Source organism: Sphingomonas endophytica, from assembly GCF_001476895.1.
Classification (GTDB): Bacteria; Pseudomonadota; Alphaproteobacteria; order Sphingomonadales; family Sphingomonadaceae; genus Sphingomonas; species Sphingomonas endophytica_A.
In genome coordinates this window covers 1-18,563 of sequence record NZ_LDTB01000007.1, presented here as the reverse complement: position 1 = coordinate 18,563, position 18,563 = coordinate 1, and the positions used below count along the sequence as shown (strand labels likewise).

Here is an 18,563-nt window from a genome sequence, read left to right as displayed (position 1 = left end):
GGCGACTAGACGCGGTCGAGATACGCCTGGTGCATCGGCAGCCCGCGCACCGCGCCGGCGACGTTGCCGGCCAGCTGCGCCAGCGTCTGCTCCAGCCGCCCCGGCGGCATCATCCGCGCCAGCCGGTTATGCGCGACCGGTGTGATCCCCTGCCCCAGCATCACCTGCACCCATGAGGTGACGGTGAACAGCTCGTCGCTGGCCTGGAACGCCTGCGCGCTCTCGCGGAACAGCGCGATCCGCGTCGCCAGCGAATCGGGCAGCGGCATGTCGCGCATCCGCCGCCAGAACGGCTCGTCGCGCTGGTTGAGCGTATAGTGCAGGATGATGAAGTCGCGCACGCCCTCGATCTCGCGCCGCGCCATGTCGTTGAAGCGCGCCGCCGCCGCCGCGCTGACGCCGTCGAAGGGGAACAGCTGCAACAGCCGCGTCAGCGCGATCATGATGAGGTGGATGCTGGTCGATTCCAGCGGCTCGACGAACCCGCTGGCGAGACTGAGTGCCACGCAATTGCGTTCCCACGCCTTTTCGCGCCGACCGGTGCGGAATCGGATGACGCGCGGCTCGATCAGCGTCTCGCCGGTCACGCTGTCCAGCAGCCGCGCCCGCGCCGCATCGTCGGACAGATAGTCGCTGGCATAGACGATGCCGTTGCCGACGCGATGCTGGAGCGGGATGCGCCATTGCCACCCCGCCTCATGCGCGATCGCGCGGGTATAGGGGACTGCCGGCCCGGTCGCGGCCGTCTGCACCGCGATCGCGCGATCGGTAGGCAGCCAGTCGCGCCAGTCCTCGTACCCGACGCCCAGCGCCTCGCCGATCAACAGCGCGCGAAAGCCGGTGCAATCCAGGAACAGGTCGCCCGCGATCCGCGCACCGTCCTCCATCACCAGCGCGGCGATGTCGCCGCTCTCCGCATCACGCTCGACCCGTGCGATCCTGCCCTCGACGCGGGTCAGCCCGTCCGCCTCACACCGTTCGCGCAGGTAGCGGGCATAGCGCGCCGCGTCGAAATGATAGGCGTGGTTCAGGTCCGCCTGCGGCCGCCCGGCGAATCGCCCCTCGCGCGCCGCCTCATGCTCGACGCAATAGCTGCCGATGCCGTGCGGCAGCCCCTGCGCGCGCGCTTCCAGCCAGAAATGGTGGAAATCCGCCATCCATGTCGAATTGCCGAGCGTGCCGAAGGAGTGGATGTAGCGCTCTTCCGGGCGGGTCCAGCCCTCGAACGAAATGCCCAGCTTGAAGCTGGCGCCGGTCGCGCGGACGAACTCGCGCTCGTCGATCCCGATCAGCGCGTGGAAGGCGCGGACGGTGGGGATCGTCGACTCGCCGACGCCGACCGTCCCGATCTCCTCGGATTCGACCAGCGTCACCTCGACCATCGCGCCGATCTGCTTGGTCAGGATCGCCGCCGCCAGCCAGCCGGCGGTGCCCCCGCCCGCGATCACCACCCGTCGCACGCCCGTCATCGGTTCAGCTTCCTCAACAGCTCTGCGCGCAACCGCCGCGCGCCGGTTTCGTCCAGCGGCGCGAGCTTGCCCTGCGTCGCCGGCGGCAGATGCGCGGCCGGACGGAGCGCATCGCCGAACACGTAATAGTCGAACAGCGCCCGCCACGCCTGCTTCTCCGCCGCCGGGCGGTCGCGCAGGCTCAGCATCGCGTGGAGCAGCGTGTTCATCGGCGTGTCCATGAACGCCGCTGCGTCGTTCCACCAGTAATTGACCAGCACGTTAAAGGCATCGAGCGCCTCGACATGATGCCACCACAGCGCCGGATAGACGACCGCATCGCCCGGCCCCAGCTCGGCGACCTGCGCCGCCGCCACGGCATCCGCGAAGCCGGGGAAACGATCGAGGTCGGGCGCGCGGAAATCGACCATCGACACCACCTGCCCGCCCGGCGTCGGTTCCAGCGGGCCGGGATAGAGGTTCGCGACCTGATCGGGCGGGAACAGCGTGAACCGCCGCCGCCCGACCGCGCAGACCGCGATGTTGTTCGACATGTCGTAATGCGCCTGCGCGGTCGTGCGCGTGCCGATCCAGATGCTGCGCAACGCGCGCGGCAGGTCGGCGCGCGACAACGGGTTGGCGTCGGTAAATCCGGGAAAGAACTGGTCGAGATCGGTCGAGCCGACATAGAAGCTCGGCGCATCCGCACCGTCCAGCGATGCCAGCATCCGCGCGAGATAGTTGTCGAGCGCGACCCGCTCGGCCTCGAAATCGAGCCGCGTCAGCGTTTCGTCGTAGAAGTATCGCCCGCCCAGTTCGGCGCGCGCGGTATAGCCGGTCGCGGGACGCCCGTTGTAGAAGCCGCGCAGATAGGCGGCGGCCGCCTCCGGACCTGCGCGCCCGGCGACGACCAGGGGCCAGTCCGCGGCCAGCCCGCGCACCACGACCGGCTGCCCCCCGCCGACCAGCGCGGCGAGGTCGCCCGCCTCGCGCACGTCGATCTCGCGCGCCCTGACGTCGGTGATGCTCACCGCGCCAGCGCCCGTGTCTTCAACTCGATCAGCCGGTCGACATTGCCCAGCGACGCCGCCGCCATCGTCGCGGCGCGCAGCAGGCCGTTGGCATGCAGTCGCTCCAGCACCGGCCCCGAAAGCGCGGCGAGCGCCGCCTGATCGACCGCCAGCACGTCGGCGATCTCGTAACCGCCCGCATCGCCCAGATCGATGCGCAGCGTCACCGCGCGCAGCAACCCCGCCGCCTCGAGATCGGCATGGATCGCCCGCGCGGTCTGCGCTCCGTCGTGCAGCACGCGCAACGCGGTCGTCGCCTGCGTCAGGTACGGCGCCTCGCCACCATGGTCGAGGAACACCGGCACGCCGTCCGGTGCCCCGATCCGCGTATCGTCCATGTCGACGTGGATCGTCTCCACACCATCCTCGACGACCAGCGCGAACGGTCCGCGCCGCTGGATCGCGGGCACATAGCGCGTCGTCCAGCCATGATCGTCGAGGAAGAGATTCTCGCCCGCGTCGAACCCCAGCAGCACGAAGGCGAGGATGCCGCCATCGACGCGCCGGAACACGATCGGAAACTCGCGCTGCGCCTCCTCGAACTCGGTCGGCATGACCGGCAGCAGGTTGGCGCGATCACCCCATTCCGCGCCGGCATGGATCGCCACAGTCAGATCGTAATGGTCGACATTGTCGAGCGGAACGCGGTTCATGTGGCTCTTCTTCCAAATGCAAAGGGCCACCGCAAGCGATGGCCCTCCGCGTCGTCGTGTCTGATGCCGGGGCTCAGAACTTGTAGCGCGCGCCCAGCAGGATGCGCGGCTTCAGCTCCTGCGCGAAGACCAGGTTGCGCTCGGTACGGCCATAGGTCCGCACGCTCTCGCTGGTCAGGTTGATCCCTTCCAGCGTAACCGCAATCTGTTCGTTCACGTCATAGCTGATGTTGACGTCCAGCGTGCCGAACGGTGCCACGAACAACGGGTTGCGGTTGCCGCCCTGGTTGGTCGCGGCGAGATACTTGTCGCGCCAGTTGTACGCGACGCGCGCCGAGATGCCGTTCTTGTCGTAGATCGCCGTCGCATTCGCGCTGTTGCCCAGACCGGTCAGCGCGAAGATGTTGACCGTCGGGTCCGCATAGGGATCGACGTTCACGTCGCCGCTGACCTTCGTGAACGACCCGGCGAAGCCGAAGCCGGTGTTCCCGAAGAAGTTCGTCCACGCCAGTTCGAAGCCGTGGATCTTGCCCTCGCGGTTGTTGATCGGCTGCGACACGGAGAAGTTGAACAGCGGATCGCTGGCGTTGGCCGACACGTCGACCTGCGACAGGATCTGGTCGACGAACGTCTGCTGCAGCCCCGAACCCGCCACGTAATTGGCGTTGAACTGCTGCGTCGCGGCAGCCTGGTTGCCGTTGTTCTGCACCAGCAGCGCCGTGTACGTGAACAGGTTCACGTCGCTGAGGTCATAGCCGCTCGACCGCAGGAACGCGGCGGCGGTGCCGGAGCGCGACCCGGCCGCGCCCGAGCTGGGATCGCGCAGACCGAACAGGTTCTGGTTGATGACGCCGGTGCCCAGGAAGTTGGCGACGCGCTTGTCGAAGAAGCCGACCGACACGAAGCTCGACGGCTTGTAATACCATTCCAGCGACACGTCGAAGTTGTCTGACAGCAGCGGCAGCAGCCCGGCGTTGCCCGTGCTGCCGGTCGGGATGCCGCCCAGCGCGGTCGGACGACCCGGTGCCCCCGCCGAGGCGGTGGCGAACAAATTGCCGTAATCCGGGCGGGCGAGCGTGCGGCTGAACGACACGCGCGCCTTCACGTTCGTGATCGGCTCGATGCTGAAGTCGACCGACGGCAGCAGGTTCTCGTAATTGCCACGCTGGCGGATCGCGGTGAACACGCCGCTGGCGTCGCCGCGGAAGTCGTTGTCGGCGGTCCAGACGATGTTGTTGTAGGTCTGCACCGCATCCGACTGGACGCGCGTCTGTTCGTAGCGGGCGCCGATCACCAGGTTGGCGGGCCGCCCCGCGACCTCGCCGTTCCAGGTGAACTGGCCGTACACCGCCCAGATCTTCTCGCGCACCGTGTCGTCGGCCGGTGCCGACGGCTGCGGCGGCGCGCCCAGCCCGGTGTAATACGGGCTCAGCACGTTGTAGAGGTCGATCGCATTGCCGCGGAACGCGATCAGCGACGAGCCGCTGGAGGCCGGGTTGAAGTGATCGAACTTGCAGGTCAGGCAATATTGCTGGACCAGGTTCGGCGCGAGCTGCTGGATGATGCCCGGATTCTGCAGGCCCCAGTCACCCAGCGTCTGCTGCGTCTGGGTCTGCGTCGAATGCATCTTCGAGTCGGTGTAGGCGGCACCGGCGTCGAAGCGGCTGCCGCCGCCCAGATCCCAGCCCAGGCGCGCCTGGATCTGGTCGATGCGCTGCGTCTGGCGCGAGATGATCGTGCGCGCCGGTGCGGCACCCAGATCACCGATGTCGAGCACGCCGTTGCAATTACCCTTCGGCGTCGCGCTGGCGTTCGCCCGGTAGCAATCGTTGATCGTCTGCGCCTGCTGCGGGAAGCCGGTGCTGAAGTCGAGCGAATGGCCCTGGATCACCGGCGCGCCCAGCGCGACGGTGGTCGCGGTGGTGCCGTTGCGGTTGTCCGGCGACGAGGTCGAGACCGAATGGTGGCCATCGACGGTCAGCGTCAGGTTGGAGGCGAACTCCCACTTGGCGTTCAGGCCGACCGAGCCGAGGCGCGCCTTGGTTGCGGCCATCTGCTGCTCGAAGCCTTCGTCCTTCGGACTGGTCGGCAGATAGTCGCGCAGGAAAATCGCGGTCGCCATGTTCGGGTTGTCGTCGAACCGGACTTCGCTGAACGGGCGGTTGAACCAGTTCGTCTGCTCGCTGCGCTGCTCGCGCAGTCGGTTCTGCGCGAACAGGCTGTCGACCGTGAATTCGAGCGTGTCGGTCGGGCGGAATTGCAGCACGCCCTGGAAGTTGATGCGCTCGCGACGGTTTTCGGAGAACTGGTAGCGGCTGTCGTTCGGGATCAGCACATAGGGTGCCGTCGGGCGCGTGCCGTCGATCTTGGTGGTCGAGTTGATGAACGTGCCGGGGTTGAAGAAGTCCGCGGTCTTGATGACGTTCCAGTAGTTCGGGTTCGACTGCGCCGATGCCGAGTAACGCAGCTGGTAGCTGCCGAACACCGCCGCGCCGAACGTGTCGTCGTCGTTGCGATAGTTGAGCAGGCCCGACACTTCCGGCGTCACGCGGTGCTTGTCGCCGACCGCCTTCTCGACCGAGGTATCGTACAGCGCCTTGGCGCCGATCGATCCGCTGACCCCGCTCTCGCGCGCGCTCAGCGGCTTGCGGGTGTCGATGTTGATCGTCGCGCCGATACCGCCGGTCGGCACCGAGGCGCGGCCGGTCTTGTAGACCTCCAGCGCGCTGACGCCTTCCGAGGCGATGTTCTGGAAGTCGAACGAACGGCCGGCACCGCGCGCGAACAGGTTGCCGCCGCTGGTGTCGATGTTGGTCGCCGGCAGCTGGCGGCCGTTGATCGTGACGAGGTTGAAGCCGCCCGAGAAGCCGCGCACCGCGACCTGCGAGCCTTCGCCGTTCACGCGGTTGATCGACACGCCGGTGATGCGCTGGAGCGATTCGGCGAGGTTGGTGTCGGGGAACTTGCCGATATCCTCCGCGCTGATCGCATCGACGACGCCCGGCGAGTCGCGCTTGATCGCGATCGCGCGATCGAGGCTGGCACGGACGCCGGTGACGACGATGTCGTCGGCACCCGTCGCGTCACCTTGCGGAGCGGTGGCGTCGGCCGGCTGGGCGTTGGTCGGGCTCTCGGCGGCGGTGTTACCGCCGGTCTGCGCCACGGCGAGTCCCGGCACGGTCGCGGCGATCGCCAGCGCCCACACCGACGACGAACGACCGAGCGCGCCGAGAAGTTGGCTTCCCTTCATATACCCCTCCCATGTGCGGCATTGTCGCCGCGTTCCTATTTGTTGATATCGCTATCAAAGCCGTTGGGAGTGTCAATCGGCGTTGCGCGGCTTTGCCCGGCATATCTGACTTTTTGTTCAGCCGCGCATTCATTGTTGCGGAAATATCACAGCTGTTTTTATGAATGCCCCGGCGTTTCATCCTTGTCTAAACACTGTAAAAGCAACAACATATTGTCTGATTGTATACGGTGGGAACGGCAGTGAAGGCTATTGGTGCATTGCGGAGCCGCCACCTGATGACGCCGGGCGTGCTGGGGCTCGCGGCATTGGCGGGGGTCGCCTCCGCGCAGGTGTGGCGCTCCGATCGCGGCGACGGCACCTACGCCAACCCGCCCCTCAACGCCGATTATCCTGATCCCGACATCATCCGCGTCGGCCGGGACTTCTATTTCGCCAGCACGACCTTCGCCAATGCGCCGGGCCTCACGCTGCTGCATTCGCGCGATCTGGTGAACTGGGATATCGTATCGCACCTGATCCCGCGCCTCGACGGCAGCGCGACCTTCGACCTTCAGGACGGCGGGTCGTATCGTCACGGCATCTACGCCCCCAGCCTGCGCTATCGCGACGGCACCTTCTATGTCGCGGTCACGCCGGTCGGGCAGAACACGCGCATCTATCGCGCGCGCGATCCGAAGGGGCCGTGGACCCATGTCGCGCTCGACCGTCAGGCCTTCGATCCGGCGCTGTTCTTCGACGACGACGGCGCGGTCTATCTCGCCACCTCGATCGGCAGCGACGGGACGATCACGCTCCACACGCTCGACCATGACGTGACGCGGATCACCGCCTCGCGCGTGATCTACTACAACAAGGGGGCCGAGGGATCGAAGCTGCTGAAGCGCAACGGCTATTATTATCTGTTCAACGCGCTTCCCGGCAAACTGGCGCTCAGCGTGTCGCGCGCCCGCGCGCTGGACGGCCCGTGGGAAACGCGCGCGCAGATCGACGACACCACCGGCGGCCATCAGGGCGCGCTGGTCGATCTGCCGGACGGGGGCTGGTACGGCTTCGTGATGCGCGATTCCGGCGCGATCGGGCGCGTGACCAACATCAGCCCGGTCTTCTGGCGTGACGACTGGCCCGTGTGGGGCACGCCGGATGCGCCCGGCCGGGTGCCGGATCGCGCGCGCAAGCCGATCCAGGGGCAGCGCTTCGCCGAACCGCCGTCCAGCGACGATTTCGCCGCGCCGACGCTGGGGCGGCAGTGGCAGTGGAACCACAATCCGCTCGATCGCTTGTGGTCGCTCACCGAACGCCCCGGCTTCCTGCGCCTCCACGCCGCGCCGGGCGCGCACTTCTGGTGGGCGCGCAACACATTGGTGCAGAAGGGGCAAGCCCCGCGCGCACGCGGCGAGGCGCTGGTCGACACGCGCGGGCTGCGTCCCGGCGACGTCTGCGGCCTCGGCACGCTCGGCAAGTACAGTGCGCAGCTTTCGGTCGTCGGTCGGGCGGACGGCACGCGCGCGCTGACGATGCGCGTCACCGAGGATCGCACCGACGGCCCGCATGTCGAGGTACGCGTACCGGCGCAGCGCGTCGCCTCGCCGCGCCTGTGGCTGCGCACCGACATGGACTTTCCCGCGAAGGTCGCGCGCCTGTCCTACAGCGAGGACGGTCGCCGCTTCACCGCGCTGGGCGGCACCGTGCCGCTGATGTTCGACTGGCGCACCGGCACCTTCCAGGGCGTGCAGTTCGCCTTGTCCTGCTACAATCCCGCCGGCACGGGCGGCTGGCTGGACGTGGACCGCTTCACGCTGTCGACGCCGCCTCAGTGATCGTGATGGTCGTGCCCGTGCACGTGGCGTAGCGCCTCCAGCACGTCGTCGGTGCGCGCCGGATCGCCGATCGCCAGCACATGGCCGGCGCTATCGGCGGTCAGCGGATCGCCGTCCCAGTCGCACATCCGCCCGCCCGCGCCCTCGACGATCGGGGCCAGCGCGGCGAAGTCATAGAGCTTCAGCCCGGATTCGCAGACGATGTCGAGGTGCCCGCTCGCCAGCAGCCCGTAATTGTAGCAATCGCCGCCATAGACCGGCCCCTGTCGCGGTACGCCGCCGCTCGCCGCCGTCACCAGCGCCATGAAATGCGGCACGTCACCGTCGTCGAACAGATGCGGGCTGGTCGTCGCGATGATCGCGCCCTCCAGCGCCGCGCAGCCACGCGTCCGCACGGGCGCGTCGTTCAGCAGCGTGGGTCGCCCCGCGACGCCCAGCCAGCGTTCGCGCTGCACCGGCTGGTCGATGATGCCCAGCACCGGCCAGCCGTCCTCGACCAGCGCGATCAGCGTCCCGAAGATCGCGCGGCCGGCGGTGAAGCTGCGCGTCCCGTCGATCGGGTCGAGCACCCAGGTGCGCCCGGTCACGCCGTCCTTGACGCCGTGCTCCTCGCCGACCACGCCGTCGCCGGGGCATTCGGCGTCCAGCAGCCGCCGCATCGCCTCCTCCGCCTCGCGATCGGCGCGCGTGACGGGCGAGCGGTCCTCCTTCATCTCCAGCCCGGCGGGGCGGCGGAAATACGGGCGGATCACGTCGCCCGCGGCATCGGCGAGGCGGCGGGCGAGGGCGATGTCGGCGGGTCGGACGGGCATGACGCCTGCCTATCGCCTGCGATGCGGCTGCGCTAGAAGGCTTTCCATGTCGACCGCGATCGCCATCCTGTTGTCCGCGCTGGCGATGAGCGTCATCGTCGGGGTGCGCTATCTCGCCGCCAGCGGCGGCTTCGCGCTCGCCACCCGGATCCGCCACCGGGGCCTCTACACCGGGCTCGATCCGCAGATCCGCCGCGAGATCGCGTGGAGCCTCGCCTCCGCGTTCATCTACGGCGTCCCCGCCGGGGTGGTGGCATGGGGGTGGCAGAATCGCGGCTGGACGCGCATCTATACCGATGTCCACGCCTATCCGCTCTGGTATCTGCCGGTGTCGGTGCTGGCCTATCTGGTCCTGCACGACACCTGGTTCTACTGGACGCATCGCTGGATGCATCGCCCGCGCGTGTTCCGGCTGGCCCATGCCGTCCACCACGCCAGCCGCCCGCCCACCGCCTGGGCCGCGATGGCGTTCCATCCGATCGAGGCGCTGACCGGCGCTGTGGCCATTCCGCTACTGGTCTTCGCGATTCCCATTCATGTCGGCGCACTGGGCTTGGTGCTGACGACCATGACGATTATGGGCGTCACCAACCACATGGGCTGGGAAATGTTCCCGCGCTTCATGTGGGGGGGGAAGTTGGGGGGCTGGCTGATCACCGCCAGCCATCATCAGCGGCACCACGAACGGTACGGATGTAACTATGGCCTCTATTTCCGCTTCTGGGACCGGTTGTGCGGCACCGACGACGGGCTCGGCGATTTCGCGCGGGTCCACGCCAAGGTGGCCCGGCCGCAAGCGGGTGGCCGCGGCGCTCCTGGCGCTGCCGCTGATCGGCGCCGCGCCGGTGGGGTCGCTGGACGTCGACATCTCGAAGCTCCGCTCGGCCAGGGGGCTGATCCGGCTCTGCCTGACCGCTGATCCCGACAATTTCCCGAACTGCGTCGATGATCGTCATGCCGTGACGCGTTCGGTCCCCGCGACGCAGCACGGCATCCGCTTCGCCGCCCTGCCGCGCGGCGATTATGCGGTGGCGGTGATCCACGACGAGAACGGCAACAAGAAGCTGGATACGTTCGCGGGCATTCCCAGGGAAGGCTTCGGCTTCTCGCGCAACCCGGTGATCCGCTTCGGCCCGCCGCGCTTCGCCGCCGCCCGCTTCACGTTACAAAGTGATGCCGAAGAGCAACAGATCCGGATGCGCTACATCCTGTAGCGCGCCACAACGGAGCCAAATTCCCCCGCGTCGGTTGGACGCGCACAACAAAGGGGAATTTACGTGAACGTCAACCGTAACGCCGTCCGCCCGCTCCTGGTCGCCGCGCTGGCCTGTCTGGCCGCGCCGGCGCTGGCGCAGAGCGCGTCGGTGCCCGCCGAACCCAATGCGACGCCCGATCCGGCACTGGTCGGCGACACCGTTACCGTCGCGGTCGCGGCGGCCTATCTGCCCGATTACGAAGGTTCGAACGACTATCGCTTCGTCCCCGGCCCGGCGGCGATCGGATCGTTCCGCAACTTCTCCTTCCAGTTGATCGGCAACCGCGCCTCGATCGATCTGATCCCCAACCCCGGCGGCCCGCGCTGGGACGTGCAGGCCGGACCGATCGGCGTCGTCAACTTCAACCGCAACAACAACAATGCGATTGACGATCGCCGCATCCGCGCGCTCGGCGAACGCGACATCGCGGTCGAACTGGGCGGCTATGTCGGGCTGGGCAAGACCGGGGTCATCACCAGCCCCTATGACAAACTGTCCGCCTCGCTCAGCTATCGCCACGACGTGTCGGGCGTCCACCGCAGCGGCATCTGGACCCCGTCGGTCAACTACTTCACCCCGCTCAGCCTGAAGGCCGGCGTCGGCCTCTTCGCCTCCGCCGAGCGCGTCGAACGCGGCTTCGCGCGCACCTATTTCGACGTCGATGCCGCGCAATCGCTGGCGAGCGGCCTGCCGCAATTCCGCACGCGCGGCGGGTGGAAACACTGGACCGCGGGGCTTGCGGGGACCTACGCGCTGACCGGCAATCTGCTGAAAGGCTGGAAGGCGATCGGCGGCGTCACCTACAAGAAGATGCTGAACGACTTCGGCGATACGCCGGTGGTGTCGGTGGCCGGCTCACGCAGCCAGTGGCTGGCGGCGATCGGCGTGGGATATACGTTCTAGTCGCCGGGCGGCCCGGCGCACGCTGCGCCGGGCCTCGCCCGAGCCTGGCCGACGAGGCCCCGACCCGACCGACGACGCGGCTTCGCCGCAGCGCCCCGAGCCTTCCGAAGCGCCCCCACTCACCGCCCCCGGGGACGCCGGGGAGGTGAGCGCGGCATGGCGCGTCGAATCTCTTTCAGCCCTTCCCGCGACGACCGATGGACCGCGACCGACGCGGTCCTCCCCGATCGCCCGTCCTTCGCCTCACCCGCCCGTCGCCCCGGCGCAGGCCGGGGTCCAGCGCGCCGGACGAGCAGCAGCCGTCGCTCGTGCGGGCCATCCGCCCCGGCGTGCGCCGCAGTGACGACCGCGTGAGGCCAACAATCTCACCCCGCCGCGATCACCCCCGCCGCCACCACCGGCCCGGTCGGCGCGCCGGTCGGCGAGCCGCCCTCCGGCTCGACCGATACCGCCAACGTCACGCCGCTCCTCAGCAACGCTCGCGCCGCCGCCGGCACCGTCACCCGCGACGTGCCGTCCGCTGCCAGCAGTCCCAGCGACACCGGCGCGCGCCCCTCGGCGATCGCCCACAGCTCGGCGCTGCGCCGCGCCGGCACGCCCGCGCCCGGCGAGACGCGCACCACGCCCGCCTCCGGCTCGATCGCGACCGCCAGCGCGCCGCGCCCCTCCGCCTGCTGCCCGTCCGTCACCGCCAGCGCCGCCAGCAGCGCCGGGCGCTCGCCGACGGCGGGCGCGGGCGCCGGCGCCGGCGCGCTCGTATGGAACGGCCCCGCCACCAGCGCGACGATCGCAGCCGCCAGCGCGACCGCCGCCAGTCCGGCCGCGCGCGCCCAGCCGCGCCGCGTCGCGCCCGGCAGCGGCGTGTCGATCGCGGCCATGATGCGCGGCTCCAGCGCGGGCGGCGGCGCTTCCTCCGGCCACCCATGCGCCAGCGGCATCAGCCACGCCTGCCAATGCGCCACCTCGGCCGCGAACGCGCGGTCCGACAGCATCCGCGCGCGCGCCGCCGCCTGCTCGGCATCGTCCAGCAGCCCCAGCACCAGTTCGGCGGCCAGTGCGCGATCGTCAGGCGTCATCGGACAGGCACCCCCGCAACCGGATCAGCGCGCGCCGCACGATGCTCTTCATCGTCCCCAGCGGCACCGCCTCGCGCATCGCCAGCTCGGCATAGGTCACGCCGTCGAAGAAGGCGGTGCGGATCGCGCTGCGCTGCCGCGCCTCCAGTTGCTCCAGGCAATGGCCGACGCGCGCGGTGGCATCGGCATCCAGCATCGCCGCCTCCGCATCGGGCGACGGATCGGCGACTTCGGGCAATACCGCGTCCGAGGTCACCGGCGCGCGTCCCTGCGCCCGCCGCCAGTCGAGCGCACGGTTGCGCGCGATCGTCGCCAGCCAGGTGATCGGGCTCGCCCGGCCCGGCTCATACGCGCCGGCGCGTCGCCAGACCTGGACATAGACTTCCTGCAACACATCCTCCGCCGCCTGCCGTTCGCCGCAGATACGCAGGCAGATGCCAAACAGCTTCGCGGAGGTCAGCCGGTACAGCCGCTGAAACGCGGCACGATCCTCGGCCCCGGTTTCGACCAGCGCATGGGTCAGGATACGGCGCCGTTCCGCCAGCTCCGTTGCGGACGCGCTCAACGACGGCACGGCCAAAGAAATTTGCTCGACGCGCGCATCCTTCTTCTTCCCTCGCCGTATCTAGCTGGCCTACGGACCGGATATGCCAGCCGGACGGCGGACAGACAAACGATTAGGGAAGAGCATGCCATGACGGATAGCGAGCAGTTGATCGAAACGCTCGACGCGCGTGTGCGTCGCCGCGATTCACGTCGCGCCTTCTTCACCGGCGTCCTGGGCGCGGCGGCTGGCGCGACCGCGCTGTCCGGCAAGGCGGTGGCGCAGACCACGCCGACCCCCACCCCCAGCCCGACGGCGACCGCGGTCTTTACCGAGGCCGACGTGCTGAACTTCGCGCTGAACCTCGAATATCTCGAGGCGAACTATTATGCCTTCGCCGTCACCGGCTCCGGGCTGGCCAGCGCCGACATCAGCGGCGCGGTCGGCACCGCCGGCGCCGCGACCGGCGGGCGCGCCGTCGCCTTCAAGGATCCGCTCGTCGCCGCCTATGCGAAGGAAATCTATCAGGACGAGCTGGCGCACGTCCGCTTCCTGCGCGCGCAGTTCACCGACACGACGCGGCTGGCGCAGCCGAGGATCGACCTGGGCACCAGCCCGACCGGCGCGTTCAGCACCGCGGCGCAGGCCGCCGGGCTGGTCGGTGCCGGCGTGAGCTTCGATCCCTATGCCAGTGACGAGGCGTTCCTGCTGGGCGCCTATCTGTTCGAGGATGTCGGCGTCACCGCCTACAAGGGCGCGGCCCCGGCGCTCCTCAACAACAAGCTCTATCTGGAGGCGGCGGCCGGCATTCTGGCGGTGGAGGCGTATCACGCCGCGATCGTCCGTTCGACCCTGTACCGCAAGGGCATCGCCACCCCGTCGCTGCAACTGATCGAGGCGACCACCGCCATCTCCAAGGCGCGCGACACGCTGGACGGCAAGCCGACCGAGGATCTGGTGCGCGGCATCGGCCCGGTCGACGATCAGGGCCTCGCCACCACCACCACCAGCGACGGTACGGTATCGAACATCGTGCCGCTGAACGTGAACGGCATCGCGTTCAGCCGCTCGCCGGGGCAGGTGCTCAACATCGTCTATCTCAACGCGGCGGCGACCAGTTCGGGCGGGTTCTTCCCGGCCGGCGTCAACGGCAACATCAAGACGAGCGCGGCGTCCGCCTGACGCGGGCGGGATCGCCCGCCCTCCCCCGCCTTCGTCCATACCGCCCGCACAAGGGAATGATGCCATGATCAAGGATTCCGTTTTCGCCGCGCTCGAAATGGCGAACCACCGCCGCGAGGAGCGCCGTCGCTTCCTGAAGCTCGCCGGGGCCGGCACCGCCGCTGTCGGCGGCCTGGCGCTGCTGTCCGCCTGCGGCAGCGACAACAACAATTCGACCAGCCCCTCGCCCACCCCCAGTCCGACGCCCACGCCGACCGGCAGCGTCTCGACCGACGTCGCGATCCTGCAGCTCGCGCTGAACCTCGAATATCTGGAGGCGCAATTCTACTCCTGGGCGGCGTTCGGCCGTCCGCTGCCCGATGCCAGCCTGACGGGCAGCGTCGGCACGCGCGGCGCCGTCACCGGCGGCAAGCAGGTGCAATTCTCCGACCCGATCATCGCCAGCTATGCGCGCGAGATCGCGGCGGACGAGATCGCGCACGTCAACGCGCTGCGCGCCGTCATCACCAGTGTGAATTCGGCCGCGGTCATCAACCAGCCCGCGATCAACATCGACGGCGGAGCGAACGGCGCGTTCACCACCGCGGCGCGCGCGGCGGGGCTGATCGGGCAGAACGACACGTTCGACCCCTATGCCAATGACGACAGCTTCCTGCTCGCCGCTTTCCTGTTCGAGGATGTCGGGGTCAGCGCGTACAAGGGCGCGTCGCCGCTGATCAGCAGCGCGATCTATCTGGAGGCGGCGGCCGGCATCCTGGCGGCGGAGGCCTATCACGCCGGGTTGATCCGCACCGAGCTGTACCGTCGCGGCACCACCGCGCGCGTCGCCGCCAACAAGATCTCGGATGCCCGCGACTCGCTCGACGGATCGACCGACCTCGACATCGGGATCAGCGCCAACGCCGATGGCTCGGGCGACGCGAAGATCGTCAACGCCGACTCCAACGGCATCGCGTTCAGCCGCAACAGCGGGCAGGTCCACAATATCGTGTACCTGAAAACCGGCGCGACGATCGGCGGCGGCTTCTTCCCGGCCGGCACCAACAACTCGCTGGAGGCGCTGCGTACCGGCGTCGCGGTCTGACCGCACCCCGGTGAACAGCCCGGGCCGCGCGTCGTCACCGGCGCGCGGCCCTTTTTCGTTGGTACTCGCCCGCGAGCGGCCTATACTGCCGCCTTCCCCGGGGGACCGCCGATGCCGCGGTTGAGAGGAGGGTAGGGCGCCCATGAAAGTATCACTTTCATGGGACCCGAGGCAGCCCTCGACCCGCTGAACCTGATCCGGCTGACACCGGCGTAGGGAGTGGATGCGGCGTCCCCGGACACACCGTCTTCGCTCCCGGACCACGAGGAGAAGACGCATGGCAGACATTCCCGCCCGCACCGAAATCGGCGTGACGACCGGCCCGATCCGCGGCAGCCGCAAGATCCACGTCGGCCCGCTGAACGTCGCGATGCGCGCGATCGATCTCGATCCGTCGTCCGGGGAGCCGCCGCTCAACGTCTACGACACCTCCGGCCCCTACACCGATCCCGCCGCCTGGATCGATATCGGCGCTGGCCTGCCCGCGCTGCGCCGCGACTGGATCATGGCGCGCGGCGATGTCGAGGCGTATGACGCGCGCGAAATCCGCCCCGAGGACAATGGCCAGCTCGGCCCCGACCGCTCCGGCGGGGTGCAGCCCTTCCCGAACGTCAACCGCCGTCCCTTGCGCGCGAAAGCGGGCGCGAACGTCAGCCAGATGCATTATGCCCGGCGCGGCATCATCACTCCCGAGATGGAATATGTCGCCACCCGCGAAAATCTCGGGCGCGAGATGCTCAAGGAATATGTCCGCGACGGCGAGAGCTTCGGCGCGGCGATCCCCGATTACGTGACGCCGGAGTTCGTCCGCGACGAAGTCGCACGCGGCCGCGCGATCATCCCCAACAACATCAACCACCCCGAATCCGAGCCGATGGCGATCGGCCGCAACTTCCTGGTCAAGATCAACGCCAATATCGGCAACAGCGCGGTCGCGTCGAACGTCGCGGCGGAGGTCGACAAGCTCGTCTGGTCGATCCGCTGGGGCGCGGACACGGTCATGGACCTGTCCACGGGCCGCAACATCCACGACACCCGCGAATGGATCATCCGCAACTCGCCGGTGCCGATCGGCACCGTGCCGATCTATCAGGCGCTGGAGAAGGTCGGCGGCATCGCCGAGGAGCTGACGTGGGAGATCTTCCGCGACACGCTGATCGAACAGGCCGAACAGGGCGTCGATTACTTCACGATCCACGCCGGGGTCCGGCTGCCCTACGTGCCGCTCACCGCGAAGCGCGTGACCGGTATCGTCTCGCGCGGCGGCAGCATCATGGCGAAATGGTGCCTGGCGCATCACAAGGAATCGTTCCTCTACGAACGCTTCGACGAGATCACCGAGATCATGAAGGCGTATGACATCGCCTATTCGCTGGGCGACGGCCTGCGCCCCGGCGCGATCGCCGACGCCAATGACGAGGCGCAGTTCGCCGAGCTCTACACGCTGGGCGAGCTGACCAAGCGCGCCTGGGAGCAGGACGTGCAGGTGATGATCGAGGGGCCGGGCCACGTGCCCATGCACAAGATCAAGCAGAACATGGAGAAGCAGCTGGAGGCGTGCGGCGAGGCGCCCTTCTACACGCTCGGGCCGCTCACCACCGACATCGCGCCGGGTTACGACCATATCACCAGCGGGATCGGCGCAGCGATGATCGGTTGGTACGGCACGGCGATGCTCTGCTACGTCACGCCCAAGGAGCATCTGGGCCTGCCCGACCGCGACGACGTGAAGGTCGGCGTCGTCACCTACAAACTGGCCGCCCACGCCGCCGACCTCGCCAAGGGCCACCCCGCCGCCAAGCTGCGCGACGACGCGCTGAGCCGCGCGCGCTTCGAGTTCCGCTGGCGCGACCAGTTCAACCTGTCGCTCGACCCCGACACGGCGGAATCCTACCACGACCAGACGTTGCCGGCGGAAGGCGCCAAGACCGCGCACTTCTGCTCGATGTGCGGGCCTAAGTTTTGCTCGATGAAGATCACGCAGGAAGTGCGCGACTTCGCGGCGAAGCAGAATGCGCCGGTGGAGACGTTCGTGGCCGTCGGGGATGCGGAAGCCGGGATGGCGGAGATGAGCGAGAAGTTCCGCGAGAAGGGCGGGGAGGTGTACCTGCCGGCGGAGTGACCTTCGAGTCGCCGAATCGGCGATGCCCCCCCTAAAGGCTTGACAAAGTCAAGCCTATTCATATAGTGCAGTCACTCCCCCGAGGCTAAGCCTTCCACCCACGGTGAAAGGAGCCGCGTCCTAGCGGTGATCTAAGTGATCTAACCTCGGGGGATGCCATCAGCGCAACCGCCTGTGCCAAACGGTATACTTACCGTTCATGCTAGTATCACGCGTTAAATCTTTCAGCCCAGCGCGGCGCATGATATGCCTTGCCAAATCTAGCTTTGCAGGCGACGCATCTTTTTTTTCGTAGTGCTTATTTACTCCATAGGCGAGCGATCCAAGTAATAGATCTACTAGCTGAAGTAAGGGCGTCTTAGAAGAATCTCGAAATTGGCATCTTCTGAATGGCCAGTTGCGCCCGTCGCTATTTTTGTGTCGGCCGTGATTTAATATGTTTCTCAAGTCTTCAGGCTTTTGGTTAGTGTCCCGAAAATCTGGGTAGAGATGAAACAAACCAGTTTTTTGCAATCTGGCACACTTGGTCGCCAAGTTGTAAAGCTCCTTGTTAAACCCTATCTCCCTAGATCCTTCATTAAATTTATGGTGATTTAGCTGGGTTGTATCGACAACAAGGCTGTGAAATTTTGCTTCGTGGAGGCAGGCGTGGTCGAAAAACTGATCGGCATACCTTTTATACGCCGTTAGTTTGGCGCTTGAGACCTTCCCCCACTTCATCTCGCCATGCGGCAACTCTGGGAGGCGGGCAGATTGAAGGCACTCGTCAGCACTTGTCACCTTCGAAGTGGGAATGATGATAGCTCCAAGCACCAAGTATCGATTCTTCGTTTGGCTACTTTCGTCGACGTAAATGTCCCAGTAATCTTCTGCCACCAACACCTCGATAGGCTAAGCACCGATTCCACGATCCAAGCCTAATTTTTATGAGAATTTAAGCTAAATCAAGTCGCTTGATCTCCGGACCGCCTTGCAAGCTCGACCGCTCATCACTCGGACGGAATCGCGCTTCCTACAAAATTTTCGCCACTGGGCGAGCGCCACCCGCACAAATTCTCTCAATCTCCGCCCACTCACTCGCCGAGATCAGCACCGCTCCCTCAGCCCGATCCCGCGTAATCGCCAAGGGCGCGCGGTCGGCAACGACCTTGTCGATCATCGCCTCCAAGTTCCTACGAGCCTCGGCATAGCTGACAGCGTGCATGGTCACGAAGGTGCACCGCCCCCGTCGCCACGTCAAACGCCCCTGTCCTACATCCTCCAACATATGCCTTCATCGCAGGCATGACCGACCAAACGCCCCCCGCCGCCGAAGCGGCCTCCCCCTGTCTCTTATACCAATC

General features: G+C 67.4%; 16 protein-coding genes. 7 read left to right on the top strand and 9 right to left on the bottom strand.

Annotated elements, in window-relative coordinates:
• Positions 1 to 5 precede the first annotated feature (5 nt).
• From NS334_RS02430 to NS334_RS02415, 4 genes are all read right to left on the bottom strand, one after another.
• Positions 6 to 1,469, bottom strand: a complete 1,464-nt coding sequence (locus NS334_RS02430; protein WP_058754388.1) for a tryptophan halogenase family protein — start codon at positions 1,467 to 1,469, stop codon at positions 6 to 8.
• On the bottom strand, positions 1,466 to 2,479 hold the full coding sequence (locus tag NS334_RS02425; protein WP_058754387.1) for a cupin-like domain-containing protein: 1,014 nt from the start codon (positions 2,477 to 2,479) through the stop codon (positions 1,466 to 1,468). The genes NS334_RS02430 and NS334_RS02425 overlap by 4 nt, the downstream gene beginning before the upstream one ends.
• Entirely contained in the window at positions 2,476 to 3,171 is a 696-nt protein-coding gene (locus tag NS334_RS02420) for a SapC family protein (protein WP_083500215.1), read from the bottom strand. Before NS334_RS02420 ends, NS334_RS02425 begins: the two co-directional genes overlap by 4 nt.
• Positions 3,172 to 3,244: 73 nt before the next feature.
• Positions 3,245 to 6,421, bottom strand: coding sequence for a TonB-dependent receptor (locus NS334_RS02415; RefSeq protein WP_083500214.1), 3,177 nt, complete (start codon positions 6,419 to 6,421; stop codon positions 3,245 to 3,247).
• Between the two features lie 278 nt (positions 6,422 to 6,699).
• Between NS334_RS02415 and NS334_RS02410 the strand changes: the two genes are divergently transcribed.
• Positions 6,700 to 8,241, top strand: a complete 1,542-nt coding sequence (locus tag NS334_RS02410) for a glycoside hydrolase family 43 protein (RefSeq protein WP_058754386.1) — start codon at positions 6,700 to 6,702, stop codon at positions 8,239 to 8,241.
• On the opposite strand, the gene NS334_RS02405 is transcribed toward NS334_RS02410, so the two are convergent.
• Entirely contained in the window at positions 8,235 to 9,053 is an 819-nt protein-coding gene (locus tag NS334_RS02405) for an inositol monophosphatase family protein (protein ID WP_058754385.1), read from the bottom strand. The genes NS334_RS02410 and NS334_RS02405 overlap by 7 nt on opposite strands.
• Positions 9,054 to 9,099: 46 nt before the next feature.
• On the opposite strand from NS334_RS02405, the gene NS334_RS02400 reads away from it, so the two are divergent.
• From NS334_RS02400 to NS334_RS02390, 3 genes are all read left to right on the top strand, one after another.
• Positions 9,100 to 9,972, top strand: a complete 873-nt coding sequence (locus tag NS334_RS02400) for a sterol desaturase family protein (RefSeq protein WP_058754384.1) — start codon at positions 9,100 to 9,102, stop codon at positions 9,970 to 9,972.
• Entirely contained in the window at positions 9,881 to 10,267 is a 387-nt protein-coding gene (locus NS334_RS02395; protein WP_058754457.1) for a DUF2141 domain-containing protein, read from the top strand. The genes NS334_RS02400 and NS334_RS02395 overlap by 92 nt, the downstream gene beginning before the upstream one ends.
• A gap of 63 nt (positions 10,268 to 10,330) precedes the next feature.
• Positions 10,331 to 11,212, top strand: a complete 882-nt coding sequence (locus NS334_RS02390; protein WP_193752981.1) for a MipA/OmpV family protein — start codon at positions 10,331 to 10,333, stop codon at positions 11,210 to 11,212.
• A 365-nt stretch (positions 11,213 to 11,577) separates the two neighbouring features.
• Here NS334_RS02390 and NS334_RS02385 read toward each other — a convergent pair whose 3' ends face one another.
• Positions 11,578 to 12,288 (bottom strand): anti-sigma factor, encoded by a 711-nt coding sequence (locus NS334_RS02385; protein WP_058754383.1) that lies wholly within the window; start codon positions 12,286 to 12,288, stop codon positions 11,578 to 11,580.
• A complete protein-coding gene (locus NS334_RS02380; RefSeq protein WP_083500218.1) occupies positions 12,278 to 12,853 on the bottom strand; it encodes a sigma-70 family RNA polymerase sigma factor in 576 nt (191 codons plus the stop codon). Before NS334_RS02380 ends, NS334_RS02385 begins: the two co-directional genes overlap by 11 nt.
• A 129-nt stretch (positions 12,854 to 12,982) precedes the next feature.
• On the opposite strand from NS334_RS02380, the gene NS334_RS02375 reads away from it, so the two are divergent.
• From NS334_RS02375 to thiC, 3 genes are all read left to right on the top strand, one after another.
• Positions 12,983 to 14,014 (top strand): ferritin-like domain-containing protein, encoded by a 1,032-nt coding sequence (locus NS334_RS02375; protein WP_058754381.1) that lies wholly within the window; start codon positions 12,983 to 12,985, stop codon positions 14,012 to 14,014.
• A gap of 64 nt (positions 14,015 to 14,078) precedes the next feature.
• A complete protein-coding gene (locus NS334_RS02370) occupies positions 14,079 to 15,098 on the top strand; it encodes a ferritin-like domain-containing protein (RefSeq protein WP_058754380.1) in 1,020 nt (339 codons plus the stop codon).
• A 277-nt stretch (positions 15,099 to 15,375) separates the two neighbouring features.
• Positions 15,376 to 17,220: a phosphomethylpyrimidine synthase ThiC gene (thiC, locus tag NS334_RS02365; RefSeq protein WP_058754379.1), complete on the top strand. Its 1,845-nt coding sequence runs from the start codon at positions 15,376 to 15,378 to the stop codon at positions 17,218 to 17,220.
• Positions 17,221 to 17,379: 159 nt separating this feature from the next.
• Here the strand turns inward: thiC and NS334_RS17580 are convergent, their stop codons facing one another.
• Positions 17,380 to 18,096, bottom strand: coding sequence for a DUF3800 domain-containing protein (locus tag NS334_RS17580; protein ID WP_193752980.1), 717 nt, complete (start codon positions 18,094 to 18,096; stop codon positions 17,380 to 17,382).
• Between the two features lie 136 nt (positions 18,097 to 18,232).
• Complete coding sequence (locus NS334_RS02360) at positions 18,233 to 18,424, bottom strand: type II toxin-antitoxin system Phd/YefM family antitoxin (protein ID WP_058754455.1); 192 nt, start codon at positions 18,422 to 18,424, stop codon at positions 18,233 to 18,235.
• Between the last annotated feature and the right edge of the window lie 139 nt (positions 18,425 to 18,563).

Coding starts and splice junctions, on each gene's coding strand:
- NS334_RS02430 (WP_058754388.1), bottom strand. CDS start 1,469: ATGACGGGCGTGCGACGGGTGGTGATCGCGGGCGGGGGCACCGCCGGC.
- NS334_RS02420 (WP_083500215.1), bottom strand. CDS start 3,171: ATGAACCGCGTTCCGCTCGACAATGTCGACCATTACGATCTGACTGTG.
- NS334_RS02415 (WP_083500214.1), bottom strand. CDS start 6,421: ATGAAGGGAAGCCAACTTCTCGGCGCGCTCGGTCGTTCGTCGTCGGTG.
- NS334_RS02410 (WP_058754386.1), top strand. CDS start 6,700: ATGACGCCGGGCGTGCTGGGGCTCGCGGCATTGGCGGGGGTCGCCTCC.
- NS334_RS02405 (WP_058754385.1), bottom strand. CDS start 9,053: ATGCCCGTCCGACCCGCCGACATCGCCCTCGCCCGCCGCCTCGCCGAT.
- NS334_RS02400 (WP_058754384.1), top strand. CDS start 9,100: ATGTCGACCGCGATCGCCATCCTGTTGTCCGCGCTGGCGATGAGCGTC.
- NS334_RS02385 (WP_058754383.1), bottom strand. CDS start 12,288: ATGACGCCTGACGATCGCGCACTGGCCGCCGAACTGGTGCTGGGGCTG.
- NS334_RS02375 (WP_058754381.1), top strand. CDS start 12,983: ATGACGGATAGCGAGCAGTTGATCGAAACGCTCGACGCGCGTGTGCGT.
- NS334_RS02370 (WP_058754380.1), top strand. CDS start 14,079: ATGATCAAGGATTCCGTTTTCGCCGCGCTCGAAATGGCGAACCACCGC.
- thiC (WP_058754379.1), top strand. CDS start 15,376: ATGGCAGACATTCCCGCCCGCACCGAAATCGGCGTGACGACCGGCCCG.
- NS334_RS02360 (WP_058754455.1), bottom strand. CDS start 18,424: ATGCACGCTGTCAGCTATGCCGAGGCTCGTAGGAACTTGGAGGCGATG.